General features: G+C 64.1%; 17 protein-coding genes. 12 read left to right on the top strand and 5 right to left on the bottom strand.

The genetic code is table 11. From position 1 onward, the window contains the following. Window positions 1-13 precede the first annotated feature (13 nt). On the bottom strand, window positions 14-2,680 hold the full coding sequence (locus VB672_RS03295) for a glycoside hydrolase family 113 (RefSeq protein ID WP_329782742.1): 2,667 nt from the start codon (window positions 2,678-2,680) through the stop codon (window positions 14-16). 522 nt (window positions 2,681-3,202) lie between these two features. Between VB672_RS03295 and VB672_RS03300 the strand changes: the two genes are divergently transcribed. Then, the gene (locus VB672_RS03300) at window positions 3,203-4,009 is read left to right on the top strand and encodes a MetQ/NlpA family ABC transporter substrate-binding protein (protein ID WP_329782743.1); all 807 of its coding nucleotides are present in this window, start codon (window positions 3,203-3,205) and stop codon (window positions 4,007-4,009) included. A 117-nt stretch (window positions 4,010-4,126) separates the two neighbouring features. On the opposite strand, the gene VB672_RS03305 is transcribed toward VB672_RS03300, so the two are convergent. From VB672_RS03305 to VB672_RS03315, 3 genes are all read right to left on the bottom strand, one after another. Beyond that, window positions 4,127-4,990 carry a 4-(cytidine 5'-diphospho)-2-C-methyl-D-erythritol kinase gene (locus VB672_RS03305; RefSeq protein ID WP_329782744.1) on the bottom strand — a complete coding sequence of 288 codons (864 nt, stop codon included), beginning with the start codon at window positions 4,988-4,990 and terminating at the stop codon, window positions 4,127-4,129. 267 nt (window positions 4,991-5,257) lie between these two features. Then, a complete protein-coding gene (locus VB672_RS03310; RefSeq protein WP_329782745.1) occupies window positions 5,258-7,045 on the bottom strand; it encodes a tetratricopeptide repeat protein in 1,788 nt (595 codons plus the stop codon). A 148-nt stretch (window positions 7,046-7,193) separates the two neighbouring features. Then, complete coding sequence (locus tag VB672_RS03315) at window positions 7,194-8,858, bottom strand: electron transfer flavoprotein-ubiquinone oxidoreductase (RefSeq protein ID WP_329782746.1); 1,665 nt, start codon at window positions 8,856-8,858, stop codon at window positions 7,194-7,196. Window positions 8,859-9,045: 187 nt separating this feature from the next. Between VB672_RS03315 and VB672_RS03320 the strand changes: the two genes are divergently transcribed. From VB672_RS03320 to VB672_RS03350, 7 genes are all read left to right on the top strand, one after another. Further along, window positions 9,046-9,396, top strand: a complete 351-nt coding sequence (locus VB672_RS03320) for a hypothetical protein (RefSeq protein WP_329782747.1) — start codon at window positions 9,046-9,048, stop codon at window positions 9,394-9,396. Further along, window positions 9,338-10,471: a transglycosylase domain-containing protein gene (locus VB672_RS03325; protein ID WP_329782748.1), complete on the top strand. Its 1,134-nt coding sequence runs from the start codon at window positions 9,338-9,340 to the stop codon at window positions 10,469-10,471. Before VB672_RS03320 ends, VB672_RS03325 begins: the two co-directional genes overlap by 59 nt. 79 nt (window positions 10,472-10,550) lie before the next feature. Further along, on the top strand, window positions 10,551-11,117 hold the full coding sequence (locus VB672_RS03330; RefSeq protein WP_329782749.1) for a methylated-DNA--[protein]-cysteine S-methyltransferase: 567 nt from the start codon (window positions 10,551-10,553) through the stop codon (window positions 11,115-11,117). Between the two features lie 68 nt (window positions 11,118-11,185). After that, the gene (locus VB672_RS03335; RefSeq protein ID WP_329782750.1) at window positions 11,186-12,022 is read left to right on the top strand and encodes a uracil-DNA glycosylase; all 837 of its coding nucleotides are present in this window, start codon (window positions 11,186-11,188) and stop codon (window positions 12,020-12,022) included. Window positions 12,023-12,112: 90 nt separating this feature from the next. Continuing rightward, complete coding sequence (gene ypfJ / locus VB672_RS03340) at window positions 12,113-12,982, top strand: KPN_02809 family neutral zinc metallopeptidase (protein WP_329782751.1); 870 nt, start codon at window positions 12,113-12,115, stop codon at window positions 12,980-12,982. Between the two features lie 230 nt (window positions 12,983-13,212). Continuing rightward, entirely contained in the window at window positions 13,213-13,767 is a 555-nt protein-coding gene (gene moaB / locus VB672_RS03345) for a molybdenum cofactor biosynthesis protein B (protein ID WP_329782752.1), read from the top strand. 126 nt (window positions 13,768-13,893) lie between these two features. Further along, window positions 13,894-14,280: a tautomerase family protein gene (locus VB672_RS03350; RefSeq protein ID WP_329782753.1), complete on the top strand. Its 387-nt coding sequence runs from the start codon at window positions 13,894-13,896 to the stop codon at window positions 14,278-14,280. Between the two features lie 15 nt (window positions 14,281-14,295). On the opposite strand, the gene VB672_RS03355 is transcribed toward VB672_RS03350, so the two are convergent. Beyond that, window positions 14,296-14,787, bottom strand: coding sequence for a hypothetical protein (locus VB672_RS03355; protein WP_329782754.1), 492 nt, complete (start codon window positions 14,785-14,787; stop codon window positions 14,296-14,298). A 219-nt stretch (window positions 14,788-15,006) separates the two neighbouring features. Between VB672_RS03355 and VB672_RS03360 the strand changes: the two genes are divergently transcribed. The 4 genes from VB672_RS03360 to VB672_RS03375 all read left to right on the top strand — a co-directional run bounded on the left by VB672_RS03360 (window position 15,007) and on the right by VB672_RS03375 (window position 18,613). Then, entirely contained in the window at window positions 15,007-16,092 is a 1,086-nt protein-coding gene (locus VB672_RS03360; RefSeq protein WP_329782976.1) for a PA0069 family radical SAM protein, read from the top strand. 109 nt (window positions 16,093-16,201) lie between these two features. Then, window positions 16,202-16,609, top strand: a complete 408-nt coding sequence (locus VB672_RS03365) for a GFA family protein (protein WP_329782755.1) — start codon at window positions 16,202-16,204, stop codon at window positions 16,607-16,609. Window positions 16,610-16,620: 11 nt separating this feature from the next. Then, on the top strand, window positions 16,621-17,259 hold the full coding sequence (locus VB672_RS03370; RefSeq protein ID WP_329782756.1) for a ribonuclease HII: 639 nt from the start codon (window positions 16,621-16,623) through the stop codon (window positions 17,257-17,259). 157 nt (window positions 17,260-17,416) lie between these two features. Then, a complete protein-coding gene (locus VB672_RS03375) occupies window positions 17,417-18,613 on the top strand; it encodes a site-specific DNA-methyltransferase (RefSeq protein ID WP_329782757.1) in 1,197 nt (398 codons plus the stop codon). Window positions 18,614-18,859 lie beyond the last annotated feature (246 nt).

Consider the following 18,859-nt stretch of genomic DNA (forward strand, 5'->3'; position numbering starts at 1 on the left):
GGGTACGATTTCCTCAGACGAGGAGGAAATCCTTGTAGCCGATCTCGCCGCCGACCTTCTTGTCGTAGGTGACGGTGGCGATCTCCAGGGCCTTGTGCTTCGCGCCCGAGCCGTCGGCATCGAAGAACAGCTTATACGTCTTCGAGTTTACCTTTTTGGCGATGAAGAAGTCGTCCTTCTGCTTCGCTTCGCCGAGAGCGAACCAGCCCTTCTTGATAACGATGGCCTTGTCGAGCGCGGCGTTCTGGCCCTTCAGGTACTTGGCGATGGCCGCATTGCCGAAGGCCGCATCGTCGAAATAGAACGCGTCGTACTTGAACTGGGCATCCTTGACCGCATCGGCGTGGCTCTTGGCGTTGCCTCGGGTCACCTTGAAATCGAACAGGAAGGCATCCTTGTTCGCGTCCGCCCGGCTCCACTTGCCGCCGGTGAGCGTGTCCTTTCCGGCGCCGCCCGAGAGGATGTCATTGCCGCCGTCGCCCTTAAGGCTGTCGGTTCCCACCCCGCCGAACAAGCGATCATGGCCTGTTCCGCCGCCGAGCGTGTCGCTGCTGCCGCCGCCAAAGAACACGTCATCGGCCGCGCTGCCTTCGGTCGCTTCCGGATCCCTGTTGCCGACATGGACCTCCAATTCCTTCACATAGGTTGCGCCGGCCTTGTCGGTCACCCGGATGGTGAGCTTGTGCGAGAATGCTTGCTCGTGATCGAGCCTGAAGCCGTTATCGACCAGGAGCCTGTTGCCTTCGATCCTGAACCGCCCGTCCGAATTCACAATCGAATAGCTGTGTGCCTCGTCCTCATCGATATCCGAAACTGACAACGTGCCGACCAGCGATCCTGCCTCGGCGAGTTCGGTAACCGCTGTGCCGCTCAACCGGATGTCTGTCGGGGCATTGTCGGCATCGTCGTTGAGGATCGTGCCGCTCACGCTGCCGGTGCCGACGGTGGCGCCGTCGCTCGGTTCGTAGAGTTCGACGGTGAATGTCTCGTCCGCCTCGGAGATGACGTCGCCTCTGACCTTCACGGTGATCGTCTGCTCGATCGCACCCGTGCCCATGAAGGCTTCGCCGGTCATGAGGGCAAAGTCATTGGCCCGGACGGTGCCGGCCGGAAGCTGCACCCGCCACTTGATGGTCGATTCACCCACGTCGCTGGAGCGGATGATTTTGAAGGTGAAGTCCGTCGTCGTGCCTGCGGCGCCCTCGCGCTTGCTGGCCTGAACGGCCGCAATGGACAAAGTGTTCTCCGGGGGCGTTCCCGAGATGGTGTTCAGGTCGACAGTCGCATCCGTGAAGCTCGCCTTCTCCACGTTGCGGAGTTCGTCGGTGCCGTCGCCGTTCTGGCGGGTGTCCTTGACGACGAACCGGCCATTGCCGAGCGTGTAGATCTCATAGTCGGCGCGGGTGCCGGAGAAGACCGCGGTGTCTTCGTCGGCAATGCCGTCGATGGTATCGTTGCTCAGGCCACCGTTGAGCCGGTCGTGTCCCGCGCCGCCCCAGAGGATGTCATTGCCGCCGCCGCCGTTCAGGGTGTCGTTGTGATAACCGCCATCGAGCTTGTCGGTGACGTTCGTGCCGTTCCAGACGAGTCCGGTTCCATGGGCCGGGCCTGAATAATGACTGGTCACCACGGCGTTGGCAGGCTTGTGCTGCGTGGTGTAGTCCGTCCACGGGACGTCCCGTTCGGTCATCGGATTTTCGAAGGAATAGTAGCTCCAGAGGAATGATCCGGCGAGCCATTGTCCGCCGTAGTTCTCCATCACCTTGTAGAGAGCCTCGTAGCAGTCGACCTGTTCCTGAGGATCGTATGTCCCGCTGCCGCCGAACACACCGGGATCCTTGTTCGCCCCGTCCATGCTCTTGTAGCCGACCTCGGTGAAGATCACCTTCTTGCCGTACTGCTCGGAGAGCGCCTTGTAATAATCGACGACGGATTTGCCCCCGTGCAAATCTCGGACCCAGGAATTGAAATGCGGCTTGACCCAGGCATCGACGATCTGATCGACGGTCGGATTATTGACGAGCGAAGACGGGATATAGGCGTCCGTGCCGATGTAATCGACCTTGTCCCAGAAGCCGACCTTCATCACCGTGTCATAGGTAGCCGCATAGGTGACCTTGCCGGAATAGACGGCGCGCACGGCATCGATGATCTCGACCCATTTCTGCGTATAGGACTTGCCGTCGCTGCAGACCTTGGTCGGATCGATCATGCTGTTCATCTCGGTGCCGACGCAGATCATCTCCGCGCCGGCTTCCTGCGCGACCTTGGCGTATTCGACCATCATGGCCTTGTAACTGGCGAACCATTCTTTGGCTTGGCTAAAGTCCGCACCTCCGGGCGTGATTTCTGCGCGCCAAACGCGAGTTGGACTGGTTTCCAGATGGGGCTTGAGCACAACCTTGAGGCCGCGCTCCTTGGCCGCGAGAATGGATTGCTTAACCTGCGCGAAGGTATCACTCTCGTTGTCCCAAGGATTGGTCGGGTCGCCTTCCCTCAACGCCACCGAGTTGCTGAATTTGTTCGCCTGGAAGAAGTTGGGAATGATTGTGACCGTGTTGGCGCCGGTGGCCACGATCTGATCCATGGCCTTGAGGCCAGTGGGAGCCAGGATTTGCCCGCCCCAATAGGAAGGCTGGGTGATTCCTTCCCACTCGAAGATTTGCCCTGAACTGCTCATCGGTTAGCCCCTGCTCTCTTTGGTCTTGAAGGCCTGCTGCGAAGCCGACACACAGAATCGTTTGTTATTGTGTAACATAGCATAAAGAGGCTGTCTTTTCGGCCAAATGGCCTAGCGCCCGGATGACGCAGCCGGACCCGATGTCTCATAGGCCTAAGCCTTGCCCGCATACCTGGCTTGTTCTTTTTACAGAACAAATTGATTGACTTAAAAACCAGTCGGTATAGAAGGATTCTTGTCTTGAGACGGCTCCGGCTGCTTCAAGGCCGCGGCGATTTGAGACGAGCAGCTTGCCCCGCGTGATCAAAGGCTAAAGCGCCACGAGCGGCCTCCGCCTCGTGGTTCACGAGGATTGACCGGCTATGACGCGCCTGACTTCCATGACGGCATCCATGCCTACCCTTCGGCCCCCGCGGGCCGAGCGGTGTTGTCGCGCCACGGCCTGATCTTTTCCATCACCCCCGAACCACATGTCCGGCTTCGAGTCGAAGCGCGGATCCTTTTTGCCCGAAAGGTCATCCCATGTCCGTTTTCACCCGCCGCACCTTCCTGTCCGCCACCGTCGCGCTCGGTACCGCTCTGGCCGCCGTGCTTCCGGCATCCGCCCAGCAGAAGAGCATCAAGGTCGGCGTCATGTCCGGCGCCGAGGAAGAGGTGGCGCAGGTGGTCAAGAAGGTCGCGGCCTCCAAGGGCCTCAATGTCGAACTCGTGCCCTTCTCCGACTACGCCCTCGTCAACGAGGCCCTGGAGCGCAAGGACCTCGATGCCAACGCCTTCCAGCACAAGCCCTATCTCGATGCGCAGATCCAGGCCCGCGGCTACAAGATCGTCCCGGTGGGCTTCACCTTCGTCCAGCCCATCGGCCTGTACTCCACCAAGGTGAAAGCCGTCGCCGACCTGCCGAAGGGCGCCAAGGTCGGCATCCCGAACGATCCGAGCAACGGCGGCCGCGCGCTCAACCTGCTCGCCGCCCAAGGCGTGATCAAGATCAAGGAGGGCCAGGGCCTGTCGCCGAGCCTGCTCGACATCGCCGAGAATCCGAAGGGCATCAAGTTCTCGGAACTCGACGCGGCGCAGCTGCCCCGCGCCCTGCCCGACCTCGATGCGGCCGTGATCAACACCGATCACGCCCTCAATGCGGGCCTCGACATCCGCAAGGACACGATCGCGGTCGAGAAGCGCGAGGGCAACCCTTATGCCAACTTCGTGGCCGCTCGTCAGGGCGACAACCGTCCGGAGATCAAGACCTTCGTGGAATCCTATCAGTCCCCCGAGGTCGCGAAGTTCCTGGAAGAGCGCTTCAAGGGCGCCATCATCCCGGCGTGGTAAGCGGCATAACGAACGTCATGGCCGGCCTTGTGCCGGCCATCCACGTCTTGGGAACCGCAGCGTCGCAAAGACGTGGATCCCCGGGACAAGCCCGGGGATGACGGAGAAGAATCAGTTTTACCGCAGGCTCGTCGCCTTCACCCACCAGTCCGGCCGGACGCGCCTGACGGCCTTTGCCGCTTCGGCCGCCCTCGTGCAATCGTCGTAGAGACCGAACACCGTCGCGCCCGATCCGGACATGCGCGCCAGGCGGCAGCCCGTCGTATGCCGGAGCAGGCCGAGCGCCTCGCCGATCAGCGGCTGAATGCGCAGGGCCGACGGTTCGAGATCGTTGCGAGCACGTTTCAACGTCTCAACGAGCGAAATGCGCGCGAGGAGCGGATGCGTCGCTCCCGTGAGATTCTGGCCCGGCTGCAGCCCGAGCGCCTTGAACACCGCCGGCGTCTCCACCGGCACGCGCGGATTGACCAGCACGGCAAAGAGGCGCGGCAGGTTCAGCGGGGCCCCGAGTTCCTCGCCTGCTCCCCGCATCATGCGCGCCCTCGGTTCCAGGCAGACGGGCACGTCGGCGCCCGTGAGGCGGGCCGCCGCACGGATGGCGGGATGGGACAGCGGCAGGCCGTTGAGGCGGGCCAGGAGCCGCAGGGCCGCCGCCGCGTCCGAGGATCCGCCTCCGATGCCTGCCGCTACCGGCAGACGCTTGATGAGATGGAATGTGCCGAGCTGCAGGCCTTCCACATGATCGGCCAGGAGGCCGGCGGCCTTGAGGACGAGGTTGTCGGCGCCGCTGCCGGCGAGAGAGGCGGTCGGTCCGCTGACCCGAAGCGCCAGCCCTGCCCCCGGCTCGAGCCGCAGATCGTCCCCCGTGCCGGCGAAGGCCACAAGGCTCTCCAGCTCATGATAGCCGTCCGCCCGGCGCCCGAGCACGTGGAGCGTCAAATTGATCTTGGCGGGGGCGCGGGTGGCGAGCGGCTGAGGCATGGCGCTTCCATGCCCGAGAGCGGAGCAGATGGGAAGAGTTGCGTGTCCCGCTCCACTGTCATTCCGGGGCGCCGCAGGCGAGCCCGGAATCCATAAACGCCAACATTGCAGAATGACGTGTGACGCTGATCGCCTCTGCTTGAGACGGCGTGTTTATGGATCCCGGGTTCCGCTACGCGGCCCCGGGATGACAGTGGATAGCAGTGAGCCCAAACAAAAATGGCCGGGACGAGCCCGGCCATGAGCGTTTGAGTGAGAATGTAAGGATCACCCGCCGTTCTGCTTCGGCGCTTCCGGCTGCGGCGCGGGAGCGTTCTCGGCGGCGGCCGGCTTCGGTTCCTCGTCGAGACCGTTGTCGATCTTCTTGAGGATCTTCACCAGCTCCTCGTGCTCCGGATCCGAGTTCTTCGCGTGGTCCCACTGGAACTTCGCCTCGAGCTTGCGCCCGACCTTCCAATAGGCATCGCCCAGGTGGTCGTTGATGGTCGCATCGCCCGGCTTCAGCTCGACGGCCTTTTCCAGCTCGCGCACGGCGTCGTCATAGCGGCCCATCCGGTAATAGGCCCAGCCGAGCGAGTCGATGATCATGCCGTCGCGGGGCGCCAGCTCCACGGCCTTCGTGAGCATCTTGAAGGCCTCCTCGATGTTCATGTTCTGGTCGACCCAGGAATAGGCGAGATAATTCATCACCTGCGCCCGACCGGCCGGAAGCCCTTCGGGAACGAGCTCCAGCGCCTTCTTCAGATCGGCCTCGGCCTTGTCCCACTGCTTGGCGCGCTCGTAGGACGTGCCGCGGTAGAAGTAGAGGATCCAGTGGCCGCGCTCCGGCTGGCCGATCAGCTTGATCGCCTTGTCGTAGGTCTCGGCCGCCTCGGCGAACTTCTTGCGCGAGCGCTGCACGTTGCCCAGCGCCATGACGACCTCCACGTCGTCGGGACGCTCCTTCATGAGCTTCTCGAGATGCGCGATGGCGTCGTCGCCCCGGCCCATCAGCTCGTAATTGTGGCCGATGGAGATGTCGGCGCTCGGCCGCACGGGGGAGTCCTTGGGGATGCGCTCGAAGATCGCATTCGCCTTGTCGTACTGCTTCAGGCGCTCGTAGACGTCGCCGAGGGTGACGAGGGCCAGCGGATGATCGGCCTTCAGGTCGAGACCGAGGCGCAGATAGATGATGGCCGTGAGCTCGTCGCCCTGCGTATTGCCGACGACGCCGAGGCCGTAGAGCAGCTCCGCCGCGCCGTCCTGCGCGGTGGTGACGAGCGGCAGGAGCGGCTTGTCCTCTTCGAGCGCCTTCACGGCGGCGCGCACGATGGGATGACGCGGCGCCACTTCGTCGAAGGCCTTGTAGATCTTCAGGGCCTCGTCCTTGCGGCCGCGCTTGGCCAGGAAGCGGCCATAGGCGTCGACCACCTGCAGGGTGTTGCGCTCGCCCTCGTAAGCCGCCTTGAAACGCTTCTCGGCCTCGGTCGGGTTGCCCACCACGTCCGCGATGAGAGCGGCGTGGTATTCCCTGAACTGGTCGAAGGCGCGCTCGTTCTTGAGCTTGTCGACGGTGGCGAGCGCCTGCTTGCCGTCCTTGGAGCCGGCATAGGTCCAGGCGGTCAGAAGCGTGGCCGTCAGGTCCGCCTGACGGCCACGGCCGCTCTTGGACAGGCGGGTGCGGGCATCGGCATATTTCTGGCTCTTCAAGGCGCGGACCGCGAGGGCGAACTGCGCCAGGTTGTTGGACCCGTCCTGCGCAGAGAGGCGCTCGGCCGCCCGTATGGCCTCGGTCATGGAGCCGTTGGCCAGGAAAGCCACGAAGGCCCGCTCCAGAAGCTCCTGATTGCGGGGATCCTCCTGGATCGCCTCGCGGAAGAAAATGGTCGCCGCCTCGGTGTCCCGCGCGGAGCCTGCCACATAGGCGGACAGGAAATTGCCCTCCAGGCTCTGGGCAGGCCGCAGGATCTCGTCTTCCGTGTTCGCAGCAACGGCCGGAGCGGCCAAGAGACCGGCAGCCATCAACATCAGGGCAGGCAGGCCCTTAGGGGCAAAAGACTTTTTCAAGGTGGGCACGAAGCGCGGCTCCAAAAATCGCAGCATCTCTTGATGGAGGAGATGTGCGCCAAATCAGGCCGGAGAATGGCGCCTCCCTCCTATGGCCGCAAGGGGACAATTGCCGCTGCAGCCGTAAAAGGCGCGTGAGGGAAAGAAAAGGGCAGCGTCACATGTTCACGTAGTTCGGCCCGCCGCCGCCCTCTGGGGTGACCCAGTTGATGTTCTGGTTCGGGTCCTTGATGTCGCAGGTTTTGCAGTGGACGCAGTTCTGGGCGTTGATCTGGTAGCGCACGCCCCCCTCGCCTTCGACCCATTCATAGACGCCCGCAGGGCAGTAGCGCTGGGAGGGGCCGCCGAAGACATCGTGCTCCGAGCCCTTCTGCAGGCCCATGTCCTTCACCTTCAGATGGACCGGCTGGTCCTCCTCGTGGTTGGTGTTGGACAGGAACACCGAGGACAGCTTGTCGAAGGTCAGCACCCCGTCGGGCTTGTCGTACTTGATCGGCTTCACGGACGAGAGCGGCAGCAGGCATTCATGGTCCGGCTTGCCGTGCTTCATGGTGCCGAAGGGCGACCAGCCGAAGATCTCGGTGAGCCACATGTCGAGGCCGCCGAGCGCCACCCCGGCCGCCGTTCCGTATTTCGACCAGAGCGGCTTCACGTTGCGCACGCGCTTGAGATCGTAGCCGATGGGCGAGGAGCGCCAGGCCTCCTCGTAGGACGCAACCTCGTCGTTGGCCCGGCCCGCCTGCAGAGCCGCGAAGACGTGGTCGGCGCAGAGCATGCCCGACAGGATGGCGTTGTGGCTGCCCTTGATGCGCGGCACGTTCACGAAGCCCGCCGAGTCGCCCACGAGGCAGCCGCCCGGGAAGCTCAGGCGCGGCACCGATTGCCAGCCGCCTTCCATGATGGCCCGCGCCCCGTAGCCGATGCGCTTTCCGCCCTCGAACACGTCGCGCACCATCGGGTGGGTCTTGAAGCGCTGGAACTCGTCGAACGGCGAGAGCGTCGGGTTCTTGTAGTTGAGGTGCACCACGAAGCCGACGGACACGAGGTTGTCGTCGAAATGGTAGAGCCAGGACCCGCCGCCGGAATTGTTGGGCAGCGGCCAGCCCATGGAATGGCGCACGAGACCTGCTTGAAATTTCTCCGGCTTGACCTGCCAAAGCTCCTTGATGCCGATGCCGTATTTCTGGTGGTCGCGGCCCTGGTTCAGGCCGAAACGCTCGACCATCTGCTTGGTGAGCGAGCCCCGCGCCCCTTCGCCGAAGATCGTGTACTTGGCGCGCAGCTCCATGCCGCGGGTGAAGTTGGCATTGGGCTCGCCGTTGCGGCTGATGCCCATGTCGCCGGTGGCCACCCCCACCACCCTGCCGTCCTCGATCAGAACCTCCGCCGCCGGGAAGCCGGGATAGATCTCGACGCCGAGCTCCTCCGCCTTGCGGCCGAGATAGCGGGCGACGTTGCCGAGCGAGCCGACGAAGTTGCCGTGGTTGTTCATGAGCTTGGGCATGAACACGTTGGGCAGGCGAATGCCGCCCGCGTGTCCCAGATACATGAACTCGTCGGCGGTCACTTCGGTCTTAAGTGGGCGATCCGGATCGTTGCGCCATTCGGGCAGGAGGCCGTCGAGGCCAATTGGGTCGATCACCGCGCCGGAGAGGATATGCGCACCGACCTCGGAGCCCTTCTCCACCACCACGACGGAAATATCCGCTCCCGCCTCGGCCGCCTGCTGCTTGAGCCGGATGGCGGTCGCCAAACCGGCAGGACCCGCCCCTACGACGACAACGTCGAATTCCATCGATTCACGGGCGGGCAGATCGGCCATGGCTTCCTCCTGATACGCGGCTTCAACACACGAGCGGCTAGATAGTTTACATATGAACGACCCAGCCGATTTCTCAAGTCGTTCTAATCAAGTCATTCTCCTAGCTTCATTGGCCCGCGGCTGAAAGTTCTCTTTCCGCATAACATCATGCGGAAATTTCCACTTGCTCCCAAAATTGGGAACATCTATGGTTCTCCTCATGCTTGTGATCGGCGTTTCAAGACTCGAAGCCTATTGGACCCTTCATCCGGAAGTGGAGTCCTCCCTGAAAGCGCTCCATGCTCTGTTGTCCGCTGCCTCCTGGGGCAGTGCAGCGGAGCTGGTGCGGCAATGGCCTGCCATGGCCCGGGAAGACAAGGGCTGCATCAACCTCGCCCTTGCCGATGAGGAATGCGAGGTTTTGGTTCAGATCCACTTCGCCCGCGAGATCGTGCAGATCCAAGCCGTGAACTCCCTTGCACCCCATGGAGCGACGAGCGATGACCGTCAGCGTACAACCGATCCGGTCCCCGGCGGATTACGAGCAAACCCTGCGTGAGATCGAGACGCTCATGGGCGCCCAGCCGGGATCCCGCGAGGAGGATCGGCTCGAAGTCCTGGCCGCTCTCGTGGCCGCCTACGAGGCGAAGCAGGGCCCAAGGCCCTCGGCCGACCCGATCAGCGTGCTGCAACTCGCCCTGCGCGCTCAAGGGAAAGGGCAGAAAGACGTCGCCGCAACGCTCGGCTCCCGCTCCCGCGCCTCCGAGATTCTGAGCCGGAAGCGGCATCTCTCCGCCGATATGATCGAGAAGCTGTCGCGGGCCTTCGCCATCCCGGCCCATCTCCTGGCGGCTCCCTACGAGGTTGCCACGGGGCGCCTGCGCCGGGTCCTTGTTAGCGGCGCGGCCGCGACGGCTGTCGTTCTCGGCCTTGCGGGAGCCGGAACCGGCCTGCTGTTCTGGCGCTACGGCCAGGACCTGCCGGATGCCGCAACGCTTGCGAGCTATCAGCCGCCCAGTCTGGTACGGAGAGACGACGCCGGTCGCCTGCTGCAGCAGCGCAGCTTCGTTCCCCTGTCCGAAATCCCGCCTCATGTGGTGAAGGCCTTTCTCGCCGCAGAGGACCAGGATTTCTACGACCATGGGGGCGTGAGCACCCGGGCGATCCTGCGCGCCTCCCTGCAGAATATCGCCAGCCTCGGCATCAACCCGGCAGGCGGGAGCACCATCAGCCAGCAGGTCGCCAAGAACGTGCTGCTGACGGGCCAGCCGCGCTCGCTGGAGCGCAAGGTCAAGGAGGTGATCCTGGCCCGCAGGATCGAGGCGAACCTGACCAAGGATCAGATCCTCGAGATCTATCTGAACCAGATCTATTTCGGCGGGAGCGCCTATGGCATTGCGGCGGCATCGCAGGCCTATTTCGGCAAGGAGCCGGCGGATCTCACCCTTGCGGAAGCCGCCTATCTGGCCGCTCTGCCGAAGGCGCCCAACCATTATCGCCTCGACATGGCCGAGAATCGGAGTCGGGCCAAGGACCGGCGGGACTGGGTTCTGGCCCGCATGGCGGATGACGGGCTGATCACGCCGACGGCCGCGCATCTGGCGGCGGGCGAGCCCTTGACCGTCTCCAACTGAGGCGCCGCGATCCGTCCGATCCCTGCGCGACGAAGACCTCCCGAGTTGGCGAGTTCCTGCGGGAGGTTTACAAAGAGGCATGCAGGATCACCCGTCCCAACGTCAGGCGTTCTACACGCTGTTCGAGACATCCATCGGCCTGTGCGGGCTCGCTTGGAACGAGCGCGGAATCGTGGGCTTTCAGCTTCCCGAGGACGAGGAAGCCAGGATGCACGCCCGCATCGCCCGGCGCTTCCCCGGCATCGTCGAAGCCACGCCGCCGCCTGCTATCCAGGGCATCGTCGCCGACGTGACGGCACTGCTCACCGGCGAGGCGCGCGATTTGTCTGCCGTGCCGCTGGACATGGACGGCGTCCCGGATTTCGACCGTCGTGTCTACGAGGTCGCCCGCAGCATTCCGCCCGGCCGCGTGCTGACCTACGGTGAGATCGCCTCCCGGCTCCGCAGCGACAATGCCCGGGCGATCGGTCAGGCTCTCGGACGCAACCCGTTCGCCGTCATCGTGCCGTGCCACCGGGTGGTCGCGGCCGGGGGCAAGCTCGGCGGCTTCTCGGCCAATGGCGGCGCAACGACCAAGCGCCGGCTCCTCGCCATCGAAGGTGCCAGACGCGACGAGAGCCCGACGCTCTTCGACCTGATCTCGTGACGACGGGAGCTGGCGGTTCCTTCGCGCGTTGAGTTGTCCACAGGCCCTGGAATGCTTACATAGACCTTATGCAGGATCTCCCGTCCGACCGCGATGCTCTCCAGGCGCTGCTCGACTTCCACGTGGAGGCGGGGGTCGATCTTGCGCTCGACGAGACACCGCACAACCGCTTTGCCGAGCCCAAGGCCGAGCGCGCTCCAGCCGCGGCTCAGCCTCAACCTTCCCCGTCCAAGCCCTCACCGTCTCCGTCAGCTCCCTCTCCGCGTGCCTTGCCGAAAGCGGCGGCGGCCGCGCCCGAGGAAGTGGCGAGCATGGCCCGCGAGCAGGCGCGCCATGCGCAGTCGCTGGAGGAGCTCGAGGCCATTCTCGCAGGCTTCGACGGCTGCGCCCTCAAGTTCTCGGCCAAGAACCTGGCCTTTGCCGACGGGAATCCGGAGGGCCGCGTCATGCTCGTCGGCGAGGCGCCCGGCGCGGACGAGGACCGGATCGGCAAGCCCTTCATGGGCCGCTCGGGCCAATTGCTCGACCGCATGCTCGCGACCATCGGGCTCGACCGTAGCCAAGTTTACGTGGCCAACATCGTGCCCTGGCGCCCGCCGGGCAACCGCACGCCGACGCCACAGGAAATCGCCATCTGCAAGCCGTTCATTGCGCGCCAGATCGAGCTGGCGTCTCCTGAAATCGTGCTCTGCCTCGGCGGTCCCGCGGCCCAGAACCTGCTCGGCGTCAAGGACGGCATCCTGCGCACCCGTGGCCGCTGGTTCACCTACAAGACCGAGGATGGGCGGGAGATCCGGGCGTTGCCGACCCTCCATCCGGCCTATCTCCTGCGCCAGCCCCTGCAGAAGCGGCTCGGCTGGCGCGATTTTCAGGCGTTGCGACGGGCCCTCGACGGCCGGGAGTAAGAATCCTCCCATGGCCCTTTCCGGAACCGGGCCATATGCTTACGCCTTAAGATCCTGCGGAACGTCGATGCCGCGGCTGGAAGGTGGATCATGCGCTGGGAAGACTTTCGAACCTCGTCCAATGTGGAAGACCGTCGCGGCATGGGGATGCCCGGAGGTGCGGGCGGGCTTGGCATCGGCACCATCGTGATCCTCGGCCTCGTCGGCTGGGCGCTCGGGATCGATCCGCGCATCCTGATCGGCGGCGCCGAGATGATGACGGGCGGCGGCTCCGGCTACCAGCAGCAGCAGCAGGGCCGGCAGGGTACGCCGCAGGACGAGATGGGCCGCTTCGCCTCCGCGGTCCTCGGCAACACGGAAGACGTGTGGAAGACGGTCATGCCTCAACAGGTTAACCGGCCATACCAGGAGCCGAAGCTCGTGCTGTTCTCGGACGCCACCCGGTCCGGCTGCGGCGGCGCGCAATCGGCCATGGGGCCGTTCTACTGCCCGCTCGATCAGACCGTCTACATCGACCTGACGTTCTTCGAGGAAATGCAGCGACGCTTCCGTGCCGGCGGCGACTTCGCCTATGCCTATGTGCTGGCCCACGAGGTCGGCCACCACGTGGAAAACCAGCTCGGCATCCTGCCCCGCGTCCAGGAGCGCCAGCAGCAGGTCGGGCGCGCCGAGGCCAACCAGCTCTCCGTCCGTGTCGAGCTGATGGCGGACTGTCTCGCGGGCGTGTGGGCACACCATTCCAACCAGCGCTGGCAGTCCCTCGAGCCGGGCGACATCGAGGAGGCCATCCGCGCGGCCGAAGCCATCGGCGACGACCGGCTGCAGAAGCAGAGCCAAGGCCGCGTGGTGCCCGACAGCTTCACCCACGGCTCCTCCGAGCAGCGCATGCGCTGGCTCACCACGGGCCTGAAATCCGGACAGATCCAGGCCTGCGATACGTTCCGGGCAAGCCGGCTTTAGCTTTAATGGCGAGAGACGATCGTCATCCCGGACGGCGAAGCCGATCCGGGATCGCTTGCAGAACATCCCACGTCATGGCCGGGCTTGTCCCGGCCATCTCGATTCGCAAAGACGCGACACCTTTCGTATCGGGATCACCGGCACAAGGCCGGTGATGACGTCGGAGCGATGCGTATGGAACCACTCATCCTCCTGCGCTACATAGAAACCGCGCATCTCAGAGTTCTTCCATGCCCGGCATCGACGACACCCTTCCCTTCATCCCCCTCGGCATCGCGGTGCTGACGGTCTCCGACACGCGCTCGCTGGAGGACGACAAGTCGGGCGCGACGCTCGCCGAGCGTGTCACCGGGGCCGGACATTGCCTCGCGGATCGCGCCATCGTGCCGGACGACGTCGCGGCGATCCGGGGAAGGGTTCAGGGCTGGATTGCCGATCCCGCCATCGACGTGATCATCACCACCGGCGGCACGGGTTTTACCGGGCGCGACGTGACGCCGGAGGCTGTCGAGCCCCTGTTCGACAAGCGCATGGACGGCTTCTCCGCCGTCTTCCACCGCATCTCCTACGACAAGATCGGCACCTCGACGATCCAGTCGCGGGCGACGGCGGGCGTCGCCGGCACGACCTTCATCTTCGTGCTGCCGGGCTCGCCCGGCGCGTGCAAGGATGCGTGGGACGGCATCCTGGAAAACCAGCTCGATTACCGCTATCGGCCGTGCAACTTCGTCGAGATCATGCCGCGCCTCGACGAGCATCTGAAACGGGGCAAACTGAAAGCTTGATCAGCCGAAGACGGGTATCACCATAAACGATCATGATCGTTGAGATCAAAAAAAATCCCTGTTCAAGGGGCTCTTTGCGCGGAATGATGCTCGTCCCGAAGCGTCATCATCCAAGGTCTGGAGCCTATGCCAGCAACACGCATCGAAACCCGCCGTGGCTGGATCGGAGATCGTCGGCGCGAAGTCATTGAAGCCGTGCAGCGCGCCCTGCAGACCGGCCTCAGAATTCCCGATCACGATCGATGCGTTAGGCTTTTGGAATACGATGACGATGCGATGATTGCGCCGCCGGAGAAAGGCCCCTCCTACCTCATCGTGGAGGTCACCCTCTTCTCCGGTCGCTCGATGGAGGCAAAGCGAGAGCTTTATGCTTCAATGGCAGAGGAACTCGGCTCTTTCGGCGTGCCGCCCAGCGACATCAAGATCATCCTTATCGAAGTCGAACGGGAGAACTGGGGTCTCCGCGGCATACCGGCGAGCGACATCGATCTGGGTTACAGGATCGACGTCTGATCAATCGGCTGGCTCTCAGCCGAACACCGGATCGCGCTCGATGGTGGCCGAGAGCCGGACGGGCATGCGGGCCCGGACTTCGTTCATCAGCACGCGGCGATGGACGAGATCACCGGCGCGCACCCTTGAATCCGCGAACAGGTTGGTGAGTGCGCTCGCCACGCCGGCCCGGCGACGCCGCATCCTCGCAAGCCCCTGCTCGGGCTTGGACAAGGCTACGAACCGGTCGAGCACCCGGATCCAGCCCTCCTGCGGGATGTCGCCGTCGTCGAGGCACAAGAGCCAGTCGCGCCGCGCCGCCCTCGCTCCCTCGGTCCAGGAGCCCCGCTGCGCCACCACCAGGGTCGCGCCGGCCGCGTCGGCCACTTTTTCCAGGATCTCGTCCTGCCTCTCAGCCAGGATGACGGCATCGCCGATCAGCCCGGCGGCAACGGCCGGAACGAGGGCACTCAAGGTGGCAGCGAGGGCCTCGGGCCCATGAGTGACGCGGACGAGAACGGTAATCATCCGAACCTTATAGCCCCACTTCCCCAGGCCGTCGCTAGGACATTTCTGCCGATGCGCTCTTGATTTTGTTCCTGTTTTGTTCTTAAGCTTGAAGCCTCCACGACAGATTCGCTTGAGGCAGCCATGAGTGCTCGCGCCAAAGATCCCGCCCGCGATCCCTTCCGCACCAAGCCTGTGAAGCGCACGCCGCTGGAGGCGGCCGAGGCCGCGCGGCGGCGCATGGACGATCCGGCCTATCGCGTCGAGGTGGAGCGCCGCCGGGGCCGGGGCGCGGCCGCCAACCCGTCCGGCCGCTACGAGCCGGCACAGCGCGAAGGCTTCGACGACGGCTGGGATATCGAGGAGGAGCTTCCGAGCCTGCCGACCGAGGTCATCGTCGAGAAGCCGCGCACGATCATCACCAGGAACGATTCGCCGGACATCCTCTTCGAGAAGTCGATCAATCCCTATCGCGGCTGCGAGCACGGCTGCGCCTATTGCTTCGCCAGGCCCACCCACGCCTTCCAGGGCCTGTCCTCGGGCCTCGACTTCGAGACCAAGATCTTCGCCAAGCCCAACGCGGCGGAACTGCTGGAAAAAGAGCTGCGGGCTTCCAACTATGAGCCGACCACGATCGCGCTCGGCTCCAACACCGATCCCTACCAGCCGGTGGAGCGGCGCTTCCGCATCACGCGCTCCATCCTCGAGGTGCTGAGCCGGATGAACCATCCGGTCGGCATCGTGACGAAGTCGGCTCTCGTCGCCCGCGACATCGACATCCTGAGCCGGATGGCGGAGCGGCAGCTCGCCAAGGTGGCGATCTCTGTCACGACACTGGACCCGAAGCTCGCCCGCCGCATGGAGCCCCGCGCGGCCACGCCAGCCAAGCGTCTGGACACGATCAGGACTCTGACGGAGGCCGGCATTCCCGTGTCGGTCCTGGTCGCTCCCATCATCCCGGCGATCAACGATCATGAGATCGAGGCCATCCTGAAGGCCTGTGCCGAGGCCGGCGCCCAGGAGGCCGGCTATGTGCTGCTGCGCCTGCCCCACGATCTCAAGGACCTGATGCGCGACTGGCTCGCGGAGCATTACCCGGACAAGCTCAAGCACGTGTTCACGCTGCTGCAGGAGGCGCGCGGCGGCAAGGACTACGACGCCGAGTGGAGCACACGCCAGTCCGGCATCGGCCCCTACGCCTGGATGCTCGGCCGAAGATTCGAGACCGCCGCCGAACGGCTCGGGCTGAACAAGCGGAACCTGCGCCTGCGCAAGGACCTGTTCACCGTGCCGCCGAAGGAGACGGGGCAATTGAGCTTGTTTTAATGAGCCTTCTGCCAGGGTCTTCGTCCGGGAAGCGTTGCACCGCTCTGGTCACACCGTGCCCGATCATTATAGTGCCCTGTCCTTTTGGGTCTGAACGCCGGAGCGCATCGTGGGGCACTACACAGGGTCATGCCATTGCGGCACAGTCCGCTTCTGCATCGATGCGGAGATCGTCGAGCTGACCACCTGCGACTGCTCGCTCTGCGTGAAGAAGAACGCCCTGATGACGAAAGTCCACGAGAGCGCCCTGACCATCCTGTCGGGCGAGGAGGCTCTGTCCCTCTACCAGTGGAACACGAGGCGGGCGAAGCATTACTTCTGCTCGCGATGCGGCATCTATACGTTTCACCGCAAGAGAGCGGCGCCCGACCATTACGGCGTGAACATCTTCTGCCTCGACGGCTTCGATCCTTCGACGATCCCGACCCGGGCGACGGAAGGCATCGGCATGTCGGTCGTCGACCCGATGGCCCGCGCGGAATGGCCCGGTCCCCGAGAGGGGGCAGATCGCCTATAAGCCTCTCCACCATGACCACCCCGATTCGCCCCTCCAGAACCGGCCTCGGCCTCGACCGCGAACTCACTGCCCGCGCGCAGGGCTTCACCTGCATCGCCGGGCTCGACGAGGTCGGACGCGGGCCGCTGGCCGGGCCAGTGGTGTCGGCGGCCGTGGTGCTCGACCTCGACAACGTTCCGCAGGGCCTCGCCGATTCGAAGGCGCTGACGGCAGCCAAGCGCGAAGCGCTGTTCGCAGAGATCCTCGCGACCTCCCATGTCGGGATCGCCTCGGTGTCGCATCAGGAGATCGACACCATCAACATCCGGCAGGCTTCGCTGCTTGCCATGTGCCGGGCCCTGGCCGCGCTTCCCTGCACACCGGACATCGCCTTCGTCGACGGCAACGATCCGCCGCTCCTGCCCTGCGCGACGGAGGCGATCGTCAAGGGTGATTCGCACATCGCCTCGATCGCGGCGGCATCCATCGTGGCGAAGGTGATCCGCGACCGCATGATGGCGCGGCTTGGGAACGCTTATCCCGCCTATGGTTTTGCCAACAATGCGGGCTACAGCACGAAGGCGCATCTCACGGTCATCGCGAGCGAAGGTCCCTGCCCGTTCCATCGCATGAGTTTTTCACCGTTGCGCCAAGGGTTACTGGATCTGTAACCTCCCTTAACGCTGATTAACGAAAAAGCTCAATCTTTTCAAAACGTAGGCAAGATTTGCCGATCCAAAATATTTGCACTTTCTCGCGTTTGGAAACCTCCTCTTTACCCTATCGCCTCATGATCCGGAGTGTCAGTTGCGTAACCGGTGATCACCCATGGGTACCTTGCGTACCGGGGCTGCCGGCGCCGCCTCCCGGATCCATGTCTCGCGTACCGGGCGGTCTGCGCCGGCTCCTCGGACGGGGCGTAAACCGCCCCTCTCCGTTCTGCCGAAACCTCTTCCTCTCAATGAGATTCTTCTCGGCGACTGTATCGCCAATCTCGAGAAGCTTCCTCCCGAGAGCGTCGACGTGGTCTTTGCTGACCCGCCATACAACCTCCAGCTCGAGCAGGCGCTCACGCGCCCGGACCAGAGCCTCGTCGATGCGGTCGACGACGACTGGGACAAGTTCGCGAGCTTTGCCGATTACGACGCGTTCACCCGCGCCTGGCTGCTCGCCGTGCGCCGCGTGATGAAGAAGAACGCGACGCTCTGGGTGATCGGCTCCTACCACAACATCTTCCGGGTGGGCGCAGCCCTGCAGGATCTCGATTTCTGGATCCTCAACGATATCGTGTGGCGCAAGGCCAATCCGATGCCGAATTTCAAGGGCCGGCGCTTCACCAACGCGCACGAGACCATGATCTGGGCCTCGAAGAGCGCCGATTCAAAGGGCTACACCTTCCATTACGATGCGCTGAAAGCCGGCAACGAAGACGTGCAGATGCGCTCGGACTGGTTCATCCCGATCTGCACCGGCGACGAGCGCCTGAAGGATGCGCAAGGCCGCAAGGTCCATCCGACGCAGAAGCCGGAGGCGCTGCTCGCACGCATCCTGCTCTCTTCGTCCAACCCCGGCGACGTGGTGCTCGATCCCTTCTTCGGCTCCGGCACGACGGGCGCGGTCGCCAAGATGCTCGGCCGCAACTTCATCGGCCTCGAGCGCGATTCGACCTATGCCAAGGCGGCGCGGGCACGCATCGACGCGGTCGAGCCGCTCTCCGACGTGTCGATCGCGGCCGCGCCGGAAAAGCGCTCGGAAGTCCGCGTGCCGTTCCTGTCCCTCATCGAGAGCGGCTATGTGAAGGCCGGTGAGACCCTGGTGGACGAGCGCCGCCGTCACAAGGCCGTGGTGCGCGCCGACGGCACCCTGGCGCTCGGCGCCATCGTGGGCTCGATCCACAAGATCGGCGCCCTGACCCAAGGCTTCCCCTCCTGCAACGGCTGGACCTTCTGGCACGTGGAGCGGCAGGGCAAGCTCGTCTCCATCGACGAGTTCCGAGCGAAGGTCCGGGCGGAAATGGCCGCTTGACCTTTGCGACGATTTGGATTGATCGAAGGGCCAGCACAAAGCTGGCCCTTTTTGCTTTGCGCACTAAGCATCGGACCCAAAAGTGGAAACCACTTTTGGGATCAATCCCGATGCTTCTTCACTGGGCTGGCGCATCGTTTGGACGAAAAACCGGGTCCACTTTTCCGAACGATGCGCTAGCTTTTCGTCACAGAGGCGTCATCCAAGACCGTTAGCGCGGGACAGCCTTATCAGTAGCGAGGAACT

It is taken from the genome of Microvirga sp. CF3016 (assembly GCF_036314085.1).
Classification (GTDB): domain Bacteria; phylum Pseudomonadota; class Alphaproteobacteria; order Rhizobiales; family Beijerinckiaceae; genus Microvirga.